The 12,947-nt window shown below is 73.8% G+C and carries 10 protein-coding genes; 7 read left to right on the top strand and 3 right to left on the bottom strand.

Annotation, left to right across the window (positions count from 1 at the left end; genetic code table 11):
* Positions 1-209: 209 nt before the first annotated feature.
* Complete coding sequence (locus ACFZCF_RS10615) at positions 210-1,553, top strand: PAS domain-containing protein (RefSeq protein WP_391285927.1); 1,344 nt, start codon at positions 210-212, stop codon at positions 1,551-1,553.
* Between the two features lie 36 nt (positions 1,554-1,589).
* Here ACFZCF_RS10615 and ACFZCF_RS10610 read toward each other — a convergent pair whose 3' ends face one another.
* A complete protein-coding gene (locus tag ACFZCF_RS10610; protein ID WP_169088106.1) occupies positions 1,590-2,345 on the bottom strand; it encodes an SIS domain-containing protein in 756 nt (251 codons plus the stop codon).
* Positions 2,346-2,529: 184 nt separating this feature from the next.
* On the opposite strand from ACFZCF_RS10610, the gene ACFZCF_RS10605 reads away from it, so the two are divergent.
* A complete protein-coding gene (locus tag ACFZCF_RS10605; RefSeq protein ID WP_388438084.1) occupies positions 2,530-3,219 on the top strand; it encodes a metal-dependent transcriptional regulator in 690 nt (229 codons plus the stop codon).
* 153 nt (positions 3,220-3,372) lie between these two features.
* Here ACFZCF_RS10605 and ACFZCF_RS10600 read toward each other — a convergent pair whose 3' ends face one another.
* The gene (locus ACFZCF_RS10600; RefSeq protein WP_388438081.1) at positions 3,373-4,146 is read right to left on the bottom strand and encodes a hypothetical protein; all 774 of its coding nucleotides are present in this window, start codon (positions 4,144-4,146) and stop codon (positions 3,373-3,375) included.
* Positions 4,147-4,805: 659 nt separating this feature from the next.
* On the opposite strand from ACFZCF_RS10600, the gene ACFZCF_RS10595 reads away from it, so the two are divergent.
* The 3 genes from ACFZCF_RS10595 (at position 4,806) to ACFZCF_RS10585 (ending at position 8,599) form a co-directional block, all read left to right on the top strand.
* Entirely contained in the window at positions 4,806-5,771 is a 966-nt protein-coding gene (locus ACFZCF_RS10595; protein WP_391285923.1) for an alpha/beta fold hydrolase, read from the top strand.
* A gap of 317 nt (positions 5,772-6,088) precedes the next feature.
* Entirely contained in the window at positions 6,089-7,309 is a 1,221-nt protein-coding gene (locus ACFZCF_RS10590; protein ID WP_391285921.1) for an FG-GAP-like repeat-containing protein, read from the top strand.
* 75 nt (positions 7,310-7,384) lie between these two features.
* Complete coding sequence (locus tag ACFZCF_RS10585; RefSeq protein ID WP_388438072.1) at positions 7,385-8,599, top strand: FG-GAP-like repeat-containing protein; 1,215 nt, start codon at positions 7,385-7,387, stop codon at positions 8,597-8,599.
* Between the two features lie 96 nt (positions 8,600-8,695).
* Here the strand turns inward: ACFZCF_RS10585 and ACFZCF_RS10580 are convergent, their stop codons facing one another.
* Positions 8,696-10,054 (bottom strand): hypothetical protein, encoded by a 1,359-nt coding sequence (locus ACFZCF_RS10580; protein WP_391285919.1) that lies wholly within the window; start codon positions 10,052-10,054, stop codon positions 8,696-8,698.
* Positions 10,055-10,192: 138 nt separating this feature from the next.
* Between ACFZCF_RS10580 and ACFZCF_RS10575 the strand changes: the two genes are divergently transcribed.
* A complete protein-coding gene (locus tag ACFZCF_RS10575) occupies positions 10,193-10,567 on the top strand; it encodes a hypothetical protein (RefSeq protein ID WP_388438066.1) in 375 nt (124 codons plus the stop codon).
* A gap of 110 nt (positions 10,568-10,677) precedes the next feature.
* On the top strand, positions 10,678-12,909 hold the full coding sequence (locus tag ACFZCF_RS10570; RefSeq protein WP_391285916.1) for an FG-GAP-like repeat-containing protein: 2,232 nt from the start codon (positions 10,678-10,680) through the stop codon (positions 12,907-12,909).
* Positions 12,910-12,947: the final 38 nt, after the last annotated feature.

The following is a 12,947-nucleotide window of genomic DNA, read 5'->3' as shown; positions in this document are numbered from 1 at the left end:
CGCTCCGCCCGAGCGGCCCGCGCCGACCCGACCCGCGCCCGCTCCGCCCGAGCGGCCCGACCCGACCCGACCCGTCCCGCGCCAGCCCGGCCCGCCCGCCTGGCTTGAACCGGCCTGTCTCCTCGGATCCGTTTCGTCGAACCGGGTGTGTTCTGAGTCACGTTCCAGTTGAATGGCCCCCATCAGGGGGTTACCGGGGGGAGTGCCAGGTGAGTGCCTTCACGGGGTCCACGCGGGACACCGCTTCCGTGCCGAGCGAGGACGGCGATCTGCTCGCCGCGCTGCTCGACGGCATGGACGCGGCGCTGTGCGCGCTGGACGCGGACGGGACGGTGACGCACTGGAACCGCGAGGCCGAGCGGATCCTCGGCTGGCCCGCGGCGGAGGCCGTGGGGCGGCGCGGGTTCGACGGCTGGGCGGCGCGCAGCGCCGACGCGGAGGAGACGCTCGCCCGCCTCATGGGGGCGATGCGGACCCCCGGACGGCAGGTGCACGAGCTGGCGCTGCTCCGCAAGGACGGTGGCCGGGTCCTGGTCCGCAGCCAGTCCGCGGGGGTGCGGGGCGCCGACGGGCGGCCCGCCGGCGTCTACTGCGCCTTCAGCGAGGTGCACGCGCAGATAGACCTGGAGCGGTCGATCGCGCTGAGCGAGGCGCTCTTCGACGACGCGCCCTGGGGCGTCGTCCTGATCGACGCGGACCTGCGCCCCGCGGTGGTCAACGGCTACGCGGCGAAGGCCATCGGCACGGGCCGGACGACCCTGCTCGGCCGCCCCCTCGGCGACGTCGTCGCCCGCGGCGTGGAGGAGCTGGAGGGCGCGCTCCAGCACGTGCTCGCGGAGGGCGCCCCGCCCGCCCCCGCCGATCTGTGGGTGACGCTCGCGTCGACCTCGGGCGCCGGGGCGGGGGAGCGCCGGCGGTGCTGGCGCAGCGGCTTCGTACGGCTGTCGTCGCCGATGACGGAGGAGCCGGCGCCGCTGGGCGTGGCGTGGCTGTTCCAGGACGTCACGGCGGAGCGGCTCGCGGCCCGGGAGGCGGACCGGACCCGCTTCCGCTGGAGCCAGCTGCACCGGGCGGGTGTGGCGGCGGCCGAGTACGCGGATCCGGCGGAGGCGGTGGCCGTCCTCCTCGACTTCGCGCTGGCCGGCTTCGCCGACCACGGCTTGGTGGACCGGGTGGCCGGCGACCGGCGGCTGACGCGCGCGGTGGCGTCCCCCGCCGGCGCTCCGGACGGGGACGGCCTCGGTGGCGGTTTCGAGGGCGGTTTCCCGCAGCGCTACGGCACCGATCATCCGGCCCTCCAGGCGTGGGACCGGGCGGGTTCGGTGCGGGTCGACGCGGGCAGGGACGCGGCGGAGTGGGCGGCGGCCCGGCACTGGCCCGCGGACACCGCGCACGCCCTGTGCACGGCCCTGCGGTCCCGGGGCCGTACCGTCGGCGTCCTCACCTTCCTGCGCACCGCCGCCCGGGGCGCCTTCGACCGCCAGGACGCGCTCTACGCGGAGACGGTCGCGGCCCGGGTCGCGGCGGCACTGGACGTACCGCCGCTCGGCTGAGGCGCGGGCCCGGCCCCCGCCGCGGCCGCGCGGGCGTCAGTGCCGGTAGAAGATCCGGTCCGCGTACTCGGTCATCACGCGGCCGTTCCACTCGTGTCCGCCGTCGACGTTCCCGGAGCGCAGCAGCGGCGGCTCGATGCCGCGCCGGACGAGCTCCTCGGCGGCGGCGGCCATCGTCGCCTGCATGAGGGCGCTGGTGACGACGGTGGAGGCGGGGGCGAACGGCGCCTCGATGCCCTCGTGGGCGAGTTCCGCGTCGCCGACCGCGATCCGGGAGTCGAGGACGATGTCGCAGTGGTCCTTGAGGTACGTCCCCGAGACGTGCCGCGACTTCGTCTCCGTGGCGTACGCCACCGAGGTGACGCCGATGACGGTGAGGCCCAGCGCGCGGGCGTTCATGGCCATCTCGACGGGCAGCGCGTTGCGGCCGGAGAGGGAGATGATGAAGAGCACGTCGCCGGCGGAGGCGGGGGAGGAGTCGAGGACGGCCCCGGCGAGCCCGTCGACGCGTTCCAGGGCGGAGCCGAGCGTCGCCGGCATGACGTCGACGCCGACGACGCCGGGGACGACGAGCAGGTTCATCAGCGCGAGCCCGCCCGCCCGGTACACGACGTCCTGGGCGGGCAGCGAGGAGTGCCCGGCGCCGAACGCGAAGAGGCGGTTGCCGTTCGCGACGGCCTCGGCGACCGCCGCGCCGGCGGCGGCGATCTCGGCGGAGTCCCCGTCGCGCACCTCCTGCAGCAGGCCGATCGCGGCGTCGAAGAACTGTCCGGCCAGCTTGCTCTCGCCCATGTGAGGAAGCTCCTTCTCGTCGAGGTCGCCGATCACGGTGCGGTCTGGACCATTGCTCTGTCAATACCGCCTCCGCCGCCCCGGTGCCCTCAGTTCTCCCGCTCCGGGGCGGGGGCGGCCCGGTTGTCGCCCCGATGCGCAAGAATTGGTGCAGGGCCAGCGCACGACTCATCGAGGGGCACGAATGTCCGGACTGATCGACACCACGGAGATGTATCTCCGCACCATCCTGGAGCTGGAAGAGGAAGGTGTGGTCCCGATGCGTGCCCGGATCGCCGAGCGGCTCGACCAGAGCGGCCCCACGGTGAGCCAGACGGTCGCCCGCATGGAGCGGGACGGCCTGGTCGCCGTGGCGAGCGACCGCCATCTGGAGCTGACCGAGGAGGGCCGCAAGCTCGCGACCCGCGTGATGCGCAAGCACCGCCTCGCCGAGTGTCTCCTCGTCGACGTGATCGGCCTGGAGTGGGAGCAGGTCCACGCCGAGGCGTGCCGCTGGGAGCACGTGATGAGCGAGGCCGTGGAGCGCCGCGTCCTGGAGCTGCTGCGCCACCCGACGGAGTCGCCGTACGGCAACCCGATCCCGGGCCTGGAGGAGCTGGGCGAGAAGGCCGAGGCCGAGGCCTTCCTCGACGACTCGATGGTCTCGCTGGCGGACCTGGACGCGAGCGGGGGCAAGACGGTGATCGTCCGCCGCATCGGCGAGCCGATCCAGACGGACGCCCAGCTCATGTACACGCTCCGCCGCGCCGGCGTGCAGCCCGGTTCGGTGGTCTCGGTCTCGGAGTCGGCGGGCGGCGTGCTCGTCGGCAGCAGCGGTGAGGCGGCGGAGCTGGACGCGGAGGTCGCGGCGCACGTCTTCGTCGCGAAGCGCTGAGTCTTCGCCGCGAAGCGCTGGTTCCACCGCGGTACGAAGCGCTGTCCACGGCGCTGAGCGCCACTGGATTCCACCGCGGTACCCGGGGCGGGGCGGGCCGGGCGTGCGGGAGCGCGCCCGGTCCCGCCCCGCCCCGCCCCCGTGTGGGTCCCGTCACACGTAGGGGGCGAGCGCGCCCCACAGGCCGAGGGCGAGGATGCCCCCGAGGGCCAGGAGCCCCAGGGCGTGCTTCACGACGGTCGCGTAGGTCGGCTCGGAGGCGGCGTGACGGCGCGAGGGGGCCTCGGGGTCGTACACGACGTGGATCTCGTCCGTGGCCCGGCCGGAGCCGTAGTGCGTGGTCAGCGCGTTGCCGCTGACATCCGTGAACCCGTAGTGGCCGGCCCGTCTGCCGTTGGGGTGGTACGCGCGCCGGGCGACGACCGTGACGCCCCTGCGGGCCAGCAGGACCCGGTCCGTGGCGCTGCGGACGACGACGGCGACACCGAGGCCGCCGACCAGTAGGCCGGGGACCGCGGCGAACGCGGCGGAGCCCATGCCCGGGCCGTGCGCGGCGCCGGTCAGCCACACGTACGCCGTGTAGGCGCCGAGGAAGCCGACGACGCCCAGCCAGACCGCCCACTGGGGGATCCAGGCCGGGCCGTCCTCTGTGGTGAGGAGGGCGCTGCCGGCGGGGTCGCGCCGCTCGGGCAGTGCCTCGTCCAGGGCGGTGTGGAAGGCGGGCGTGGAGTACGCGTTCCCTTCCGGGAGCGGGCGGGTGACGCCGTCGGTGAGGACGAGCGTGAGGGTGGTCGTGCCGGTCCGCCGGACCTCCTTGATCGCGGCGAGCGGCACGGTGGTGACGACCCGCCGCTGCTCGATCGTGAGGTGACCGTCTCTCAGGATCGCGATGTGGTCGCCTTGGGCGAGGACTTGGGGACTGCGCATGACCGTGTCGACCAGCGGGGCGGGGGACCGGTTGTGCGGTCGGCGGTTACGAATGGGCCACGGTCGGGCGACGGGTTCGGCATGCGCCCCGTTTTACGCCGGAATGGCCCCGCGCGTGCCCTCGGCGTGCCAGGCTGGAACGAGCTGCGTGCGCTGCGTGATGCGCGGAAGGGGTGGGGCCGTGGGAACGACGGGGGCCGTATGCCGACCGACGCGCGTGCGGAGGACCGCTTCTGACGATGTGTCCGGCATGGGCCGGCCCCGGGCAGGAGCGCTCGGGGCGAGGCCGTCGCGGACGCGGGTGTCCGGGGCTCGGGGGTCTGAGGTGCGGGTGTGCGAGGTGCCGGTGTGCGAGGTGCCGGTGTCCGAGGTGCCGGCGCCCGGTGCGTCGGCGCCCCGAAAGGCAGAGGGCCCCGGCGCCTCGCGGCGCCGGGGCCTGTCCTCCCCTGTTCCGACCTGGAGCCCCGAGCTCTCAAGGTCGGTCCCTTCGGACCGTTTTCCCCGAGCGGTCCGCCTCCCGATGAAGATCTCCCCTCGGCCGGGCGCGTCAATCCTTGAGGCCTGTCACTCGAACGAGGGGTGTTGGGTGGCAGAAGCGCATTTTCGAATGCGAGTTCGATAGTCTGGCGAGGTTCGACAGGAAAGAGGGGGTGCCAGACATGGCGCGACGACTCGACGTCACCGGAGCCGACGGCATCCGGTTGACGGCCTGGGACTTTACGGCGGAGGGCGCGGCCCGCGACGCGACCGCGCCCGAGGTCCGTGCGTCCACGCGTACGCCCGGACGTACGCCCACCGTGAGCATCACCCGCCAGCCGACCGGCCCCGAGGACCGCGCCACCGTCCGCCGCTCCTCCGGCGCCCCGGTCTTACTGCTCCACGGCCTGATGGGCCACGCGGGCCACTGGGCCCGGGCCGCGGGCCTCCTCGGCGGCGGACACCGCACGATCGCGCTCGACCAGCGCGGCCACGGCGCGAGCGAGAAGCCGCCCGCCGGGCCCTTCACGCGCGAGGCGTACGTGGCGGACGCCGCGGCCGTCATCGAGCGGCTCGGGCTCGGCCCCGTCACCCTCGTCGGCCACTCCATGGGCGCGCTCACCGCCTGGCAACTGGCCGCCGAGCGGCCCGAACTGGTCCGCGCCCTCGTCATCAGCGACATGCGGGCCTCCGCGCTCGGCGCGGCCTCGCAGCGCGCCTGGCGGGACTGGTTCGAAGGCTGGCCGATGCCCTTCCCGTCCCTGGAGGCGGTCCACCGCTGGTTCGGCGCGGACGATCCGTGGGTGGAGACGCCGAACCCGGCGCGGGGCGCGTTCTTCGCCGAGGTCATGGCCGAACACCCCGACGGCTGGCGCCCGGTCTTCGACCCCGCCCAGATGCTCACCTCCCGCGAGACCTGGGTCCACGACGCCCACTGGGACTCCCTCGCCCAGGTCCGCTGCCCCACCCTCGTCGTCCGCGGCCTCGACGGCGAACTCGGCCGCGCCGAGGCCCAGGAGATGGTCCGGGTCCTGCCCCACGGCGCGTACGCGGAGATCCCCGACGCGGGCCACCTCCTCCACTACACCCACCCGGAGGCCTGGGCCGAAGCGGTGGACCCCTTCCTGGCCGGCGTCCTGACCTCATAACCACCCCTCGGCGGTCCGCCCGTCCCGACACCCACACCGGCACCGACCCCCGCCACGGGGCCTGGCTTCCGCGCCCCGGCCCCGGGCCCCGGCCCAGGGTCCCGACCCGCCCCCTCCCGCCCCCACCACCCTGCGCCGCGCCCCGCCCCGCGCCCCGGCGCGGAGGGAAGGCGACCAACCGCTGCCGACACCCCCGCTGGAGGCGGCCGACCCCGGCGCGGTACGGTCCCTCCCGCGACGCGTCGAGCGGTACGTCTCCGCGCCGCCCCACCCCGAGGGCATCAGGTCCTGCGGGGGCAGGAACATCAGGGGAGTTCATGCGCATATCACTGCGTCGTTGCCTGGCCACCGCGGCCACGGCGCTCGGCCTCAGCACCTTCGGTGTCCTGGGCGTGGGAGCGGCCCCCGCCCAGGCGGCACCCGCGGACTGCCCCGCCGGGTACTTCTGCGGCTGGAAGACCGACGACGCCACCGGCACCATGTACAAGACGAACGTGGACGTGTCCACGCTCGGCACCTGGGACAACCAGTTCCGTACGGTCTCCAACCGCACCGGCAAGTTCGCCTGCCTCCACGACGAGGCGAACCACGGCTACGACGGCGACGTCTGGGCCATCGCCCCCAACCCGTCGGGCACCGAGTGGGGCGGCCCGGGCAGCACCAGCGTCAGCTCCGTCCGCCTGGTCGCCACCGAGCGCGAGTGCGGCGGCTACGAGCCGTACCCCTACTGGTACGCCAACCCGCAGACCGCCGCGCCCGCGTTCGGCGACATGAACGGGGACAGGACGGCCGACGCCCTGGTCCGCGACAAGGCCGGCCGCCTCTGGTTCCTCCCCGGCGACGGCAGCGGCACGATGGTCGGCTCCGGTGGCTGGAACGCCATGAACGCCCTGACCCGGCACGGCGACTTCTCCGGTGACGGCAAGGAGGACGTGATCGCCCGCGAGGCGTCCACCGGCAAGCTGTGGCTCTACAAGGGCGCCGGCACCGGCTCCGTCGGTTCGCGCGTGCTGATCGGCACGGGCGGCTGGAACGCCATGAACCACCTCACCGCCTTCGGCGACCTGTCCGGCGACGGTCGCTCCGACCTCCTGGCGGTCGAGAAGTCCACGGGCAAGCTGTGGCTGTACCCCGGGACGGGCAGCGGCCTCGGTGCCCGCAAGCTGCTCGGGTCGGGCGGCTGGAACAGCATGAACGCCCTCGTCGGCTTCGGTGACATGACCAAGGACGGCAAGGCCGACCTCCTCGCCCGCGAGCCCTCCACCGGCAAGCTCTGGCTGTACCCGGGCAAGGTCGACGGCCTCGGCTCCCGCGTCCTCATCGGCGGCGGCTGGAACACGATGGCCGGTTTCCTCGCGGTCGGCGACCACACCGGCGACGGCTACCCCGACCTGGCCGCCATCACGAACGGCAGCTACTCGTCGAACCTGGGCCGGGGCGCGGGCAACCTGGTCATCTACGGCGGCCGGTCCACGAACGGCTTCCAGACGGGCGCCCTGGAGAGCGAGTCGTGGCACGACCTGAACGGTCAGTTCTGACACACCGCGCATGAGGACCCTGGGTGGGAGGGGCGGCAGCCGCCCCTCCCACCCAGGGCTCGGGGAGGGGAAGAAATGCGCAAGACGATGAGGCGGGGCCTGGCGTCCCTGCTGGGCCTGGCCACCCTGGGCGCCCTGGGGGTGGCGACGGCCGGGCCCGCGCACGCGGCGAGAAGCGACTGCCCGACGGGCTACTTCTGCGCGTGGAAGACGGACGACAACACGGGGACGATGTTCAAGACGAACAAGTCCCTGCCGACCCTGGGCGCCTGGGACAACACGTTCAAGACCCAGATCAACCGCACCTCGAAGTTCGCCTGCCTCTACGACCTGGCGAACTACCGACTCGGCACCTACTGGTCCCTGGACCCGAACGAGGACCCGCGCGACGGCTACGGCATCGTCGGGGACCCGCACACCAGCTCGGTGAAGCTCGCCGCGACGGAACGGGAGTGCAGCGGCGAGGCGTACCCGACGTGGTACGCGGAGACCTCGCCGAAGGCGGCGGGCTTCGGCGACCTGAACGGCGACCGGAAGGCCGACGTCCTCGTCCGCGACAAGGTGGGCCGTCTCTGGTACCTGCCGGGCGGCTCCACCGGCCGACTGGTCGGTGCCGGCGGCTGGAACGCCATGAACGCCCTGCTCCGGCACGGTGACTTCAGCCGTGACGGCAAGGAGGACGTGGTCGCCCGGGAGGCGTCCACGGGCAGGCTCTGGCTGTATCCGGGCACGGGGACCGGCGGGCTCGGCGCCCGCAAGCTGATCGGCGCCGGGGGCTGGAACGGCATGTCCGGGATCGCCGCCGTCGGCGACCTCTCCCGTGACGGCCGCGCCGACCTCCTCGCGGTGGAGAAGTCCACGGGCAGGCTGTGGCTGTACCCCGGCACGGCCTCCGGCGGCCTCGGCGCGCGCAAGCTCGTCGGCTCCGGCGGCTGGAACTCCATGAACGCGCTGACCGGGCCGGGGGACACGAACGGCGACGGCCGCGTCGACCTCTACGCCCGCGAGGCGTCCACCGGCAAGCTGTGGCTCTACCCCGGCACCGCCTCCGGCGGCCTCGGCGCGCGCAAGCTGGTCGGCACGGGTGGCTGGAACGTGATGACCACGCTCCTCTCCGTCGGCGACTTCACCGGCGACGGCAAGCCCGACCTCGCGGCGATCGCCAGGCGGCCCGTTCTCGAACCCGAGCACGCGGACGAACTCCGCACCTACCGGGGCCTCGGCACCGGCGCCCTCGCGGCGTGGGACTACCTCGACCGCGACTGGTGGGGACTGAACGGCGCCTTCTGACGCAGCGGCCACACGTAGGGCCTCCGCCCCGGAGAGGGACGGAGGCCCTGCGCGCGCCGCGTCCCCTTCACCCGGTCGAGGGGCCGGCCGCGGAACTCATGCCTTCTCAAGCATGGCGCGCACGGCCTTCGTAGCGGCCGCCACGTCCTCCACGAAGGATTCCCGGCCCGCCGCGAGCGCCGCGTGGGAGGCGATCGCCAAGGCGTCGCGCCAGGGTCCCCCGAGGGTGGGCAGCAGGTCTTCGTGCCCGTCGGCGGCGCGGCGGACCAGGGAGTCGCAGATGAGATGGGTCTCCAGTGCGATACGCCAGGCCTCCGCGACGTGTCCCTCCCGCAGCAGCAGGTCCGCCACCGTCGTGAGCGCGGCCGCCTCCGGGGCGAAGGCGGTTCCGCTCCGCACCCGCACCGAGGCCGAGTACGACTCGTGCTCGGTCAGCTCCTTCCGCAGCCGCGCCGACTCCTCCGGCCGCAGTGGCGCGTCCTTGCGCTCCCGCAGCAGCGACTCACCCGCCGAGAGCGCCTGCGCCAGCGACGGCGGCAGCGGGAGGGCGGCCCGTTCCTCCTCCCGGGCCACCGAATCCGGCGCCACCTCCTCGGCCCGGGCCAGTACCGGCTCCGCCTGCCGGGCGCGGCCGGACAGGCGGAGGTGAAGGCCCTCCCTGGCCAGGGCCCGGCCCAGGTCGCCGACCCCCGCCTCGGCCGCCTCCCGCACCACCTGGTTCACCGCCAGCGCCGCGTCCCAGTTGCCGCGGGCCGCCTCAAGACGGGAGGCGGTGTCGCCCGCGGCGTCCGTCATGTAGCCGGCCTCCTCGCGGTCGAGGCCGCCCCGCTGCCGCGTCAGGTCCTGGTAGCGGGCGAGGGACTGGCGGGCGCAGGCCAGGGCCTGGTCGGCGTCCCCCACCTTCAGGTGCACCGTCGCCGCCAGCGCCAGGACCCGGGCGAAGTCCGGGAGCAGCGGGTGCGGTGACGCGTAGGCGCCCGCCTGCACGTACGCGCCGATCGCCCGGTCCACGTCGGCGAGGGCCGCCATCGGCCGGCCCGCCTCGCCGTACGCCCTGGCCCGGCGTATCAGGGCGTCCGCCGCCAGCAGGGCCGCGTCGGGGAGCCCGCTCCTTCCGTAGGCGTCCACGCAGGCGGTCAGGTCCGCCGTCGCCTCCTCGGGCCGGTCGAGGGCCAGCTGGGTGGAGGCCCGCGCGTAGAGCAGGGCGCCGCGCATGCGCCACAGCTCCGGGTCGTCGGGGGCCGTCGCCGACAGGTCGTCGAGACGGGCGGCCGAGCGGTCGAAGGCGTCGAGCGCCGCCCGTGCCCGGCTCGGCAGCACCTGGTGCCCGACGCCCTCCTCGTACGCCTCCCGCGCCAGTCGCTTCAGCCGCTCGGGGTCCGCGTCCGCCGTCCGCGCGATCGTGTCCGGCTGCGGTGCCGTCCTCCTCTTGTCCCGCCGGCCGAAGAACCCCATGCGAACCTCCCCCAGTCGTCACCGCCCGTGCCCTCACCCGCATCATGTCCCGCGGGGCCCGCCCCCGACACCCCTGTGGACGACGGCCTGTGGAAAACCCGTGGCCGCCGTTCACGACGGCCGGATACGTTGCCCGCCATGACCAGTCCCCGCCCGCAGGCCCGGCCGACGACGACCCTCTGGCGCCCCACCGGCCCCGAGGAGCTCGCGCTCGTCCGTGAGCTCGGGTGGCGTGCCTGGCCGCCCCGCCTCCCCGAGCAGCCGATCTTCTACCCGGTGCTCAACGAGGACTACGCGATCCGCATCGCCCGCGACTGGAACGTGAAGCACAGCGGCTCCGGCCACGTCACCCGGTTCGAGGTCGACTCCGCGTTCCTCGCCCGCTACCCCGTCCAGCAGGCCGGCGGCAGCACGATCCTGGAGCTGTGGGTGCCGGCCGAGGAGCTGGACGAGTTCAACGCGCACATCGTCGGGCCGATCACGGTCACCCACACGTTCGTCCGCGCGGACTGACGCGCGCGAACCAGCCTCCGCCGTACAACCTTTCGGATTCTCGCGTGTCCTAAGGGACGAGAGAGAAGCCCGCCCCGCGCCCGACTCGTTTTCCTCTGGAGGAAAAGAACGTGCTCCCGGTCCGTCCGCACCGCCGCCACCTCGCGGCAGCCGTCAGCACCGTCCTCGCCGCGACCGTCGGCGTCGGCCTGCTGGCCCTTCCCGCACAAGCCACTCCCGTCGCGGCCGGAGCGGTCGCCGCGGACGCGGTGGAGGCCCCTGTGCCGTTCCCCGAGAACGCCGAGCTGGTCGGCGCCGGGAACACCCACTTCCTCACCCGCGATGCGACGACGGACGGGTACGGGGTGAGGTCCTACAAGGACGGCACCGGCCAGGGCTACACCGGACTCACCCAGCTGCGGTCCACCCGGACCGACGACTACGTGATCCACGTCGGCCGCTCCTTCGTGGAACAGCGGAACGTGGACGCCGGTGGCCCGATGCAGGTCCCCGTGGGGGTGACGAACACCGGCATCGTCGAATACGCCGGTTCCGCCGGCGACGCCGTCTTCACGTCCGTCGAGACCGAGACGGGCACGGTGCTGCGGAAGCACACCGCCGCCGGCGGCACCACCGTCGTGACCGGTTTCCCCGAGGACTCCGTCTGGATGAGCGTCGCACCCGGGACCCCCGACCACGCCCTCGTCACCTTCTCCGACCGCACCGGCGCCAAGTGGGGCCTGCTCGACCTCGCCACCGGCGTCGTGGGGGAGATCCACGACCGTTCGGCCACGGCGACGGACGGCGACGTGGCGGTCTCCGAGACCCATGTCGTCTGGACCGAGGGCGTCTGGACCGAGGGCGACGGGGAGGACGAGCCCGACCTCCGGAAGGTCTTCGTCCTCGACCGCGCCACGGACAAGGTGCGGGAGCTCTCGGTCACGGCCGCGTGGTCGGACGAGCTCCAGGTCGGACTGCTCGACGGCTGGGTGGTGTACGGCTCGGCCGACGGTCTCACCTCGGGCACCACGAACCCGCTGCACTCGGTCACCGCGGTCAGCCTGACGGACCCCACCGTGGCCCCGGTGAAGCTCCTCGACCACCTCACCTCCTCCGTCGCCGCCCCGGACGGGAGCCTCTACGTGCGCGGCGGTCTCGTCGGCCGGGGCGAGGGCATGTACCGGATCGAGGACAAGGGCGGGGCGAAGCCGGAGGTCACCCTGGTGGCCACGACCGGCGAGCCCACCGAGGTCGCGATCGGCGCCGGCGGCCCGCCCGCGGTGGTCGACCTCGACAAGAACGGCGGGAAGGCGGTCTTCGGCTGGACCTTCTCCCGGACGTCCGTCGACATCGAGGTGACGCTGCGGCACACCCGCACCGGCAAGAGCACCGTGCTGACCGAGACGCACCCCTACGACCCCAAGGTGTCGTTCACCTGGGACGGCACCTTCGGATACGGCAGCGAGGCCGCGCCCAACGGCGCCTACACGTGGGCGGTCGAGGCCAAGCCGCTCAACGGCATAGGCCCCACCGCGACCGCCGAGGGAGCCTTCACGGTGACCCGCGCCACCCGGCCGCACGACTTCGACGACAACGGCTCGCTCGACCTCCTGAGCCGTGACTCGGGGGGTCGCCTGTGGCGCCAGGACTCCTACTACAGCCCGTACGCCAACGGCGGACAGCTCCTGGAGGCCGGCGCGGACGCGCTCGTCGGCGGTGGCTGGCAGGTCTACGACCGGATCGAGGCGGCCGGGAACCTCGCTGGTTCGGCGGTCGGCGACCTCGTCGCCCGGGACAAGGACGGCGTGCTCTGGCTGTACCAGGGCAACGGCACCGGTGGCTTCTCCACCCGTGTCCGGGTCGGCGCCGGCTGGCAGACCTACGACAAGCTCGCCGGCGGCTCCGACCTCACCGGTGACGGCCGCCCCGACCTCCTCGCCGCGGACAGGACCGGCGTCCTGTGGTTCTACAAGGCGACCGGCTCCGCCACCAGGCCCTTCGAGACCCGCAAGCGGATCGGCAGCGGCTGGCAGACCTACACCAAGCTCGCCGCCACCGGGAACATCGGCGGAGCCGCCGCGGGTGACCTCGTCGCCCGTGACAAGGACGGCGTCCTGTGGCTCTACCTTGGCAAGGGCGACGGCACCTTCACCGCCCGCAAGCGGATCGGCGGCGGCTGGAACGCGTACACCCACCTCGTCGGCACCGGCGACGCCACCGGCGACGGCCGCCCCGACCTCGTCGGCCTCAGCCCGACCGGCAACTGGCTGTACAAGGGCACCGGCAGCTGGAGCGCACCCTTCAAGAGCCGCGAAGTCATGGGACTGGGCTTCCCGGTGAACGGCTCTCAGCTCGTCTTCTGACCGCAGCCCCCCGGCACCTGAGAAGGGGCCGTCCACGC

It is taken from the genome of Streptomyces sp. NPDC007945 (assembly GCF_042958885.1).
Lineage (GTDB): Bacteria > Actinomycetota > Actinomycetes > Streptomycetales > Streptomycetaceae > Streptomyces.
This window is presented reverse-complemented; position numbering and strand designations above follow the sequence as displayed.

What these genes read in the sequence shown, in the direction of transcription:
- ACFZCF_RS10610 (WP_169088106.1), bottom strand. Translation starts at nt 2,345, where the DNA reads ATGGGCGAGAGCAAGCTGGCCGGACAGTTCTTCGACGCCGCGATCGGC.
- ACFZCF_RS10605 (WP_388438084.1), top strand. Translation starts at nt 2,530, where the DNA reads ATGTCCGGACTGATCGACACCACGGAGATGTATCTCCGCACCATCCTG.
- ACFZCF_RS10600 (WP_388438081.1), bottom strand. Translation starts at nt 4,146, where the DNA reads ATGCGCAGTCCCCAAGTCCTCGCCCAAGGCGACCACATCGCGATCCTG.
- ACFZCF_RS10595 (WP_391285923.1), top strand. Translation starts at nt 4,806, where the DNA reads ATGGCGCGACGACTCGACGTCACCGGAGCCGACGGCATCCGGTTGACG.
- ACFZCF_RS10590 (WP_391285921.1), top strand. Translation starts at nt 6,089, where the DNA reads ATGCGCATATCACTGCGTCGTTGCCTGGCCACCGCGGCCACGGCGCTC.
- ACFZCF_RS10585 (WP_388438072.1), top strand. Translation starts at nt 7,385, where the DNA reads ATGCGCAAGACGATGAGGCGGGGCCTGGCGTCCCTGCTGGGCCTGGCC.
- ACFZCF_RS10580 (WP_391285919.1), bottom strand. Translation starts at nt 10,054, where the DNA reads ATGGGGTTCTTCGGCCGGCGGGACAAGAGGAGGACGGCACCGCAGCCG.
- ACFZCF_RS10575 (WP_388438066.1), top strand. Translation starts at nt 10,193, where the DNA reads ATGACCAGTCCCCGCCCGCAGGCCCGGCCGACGACGACCCTCTGGCGC.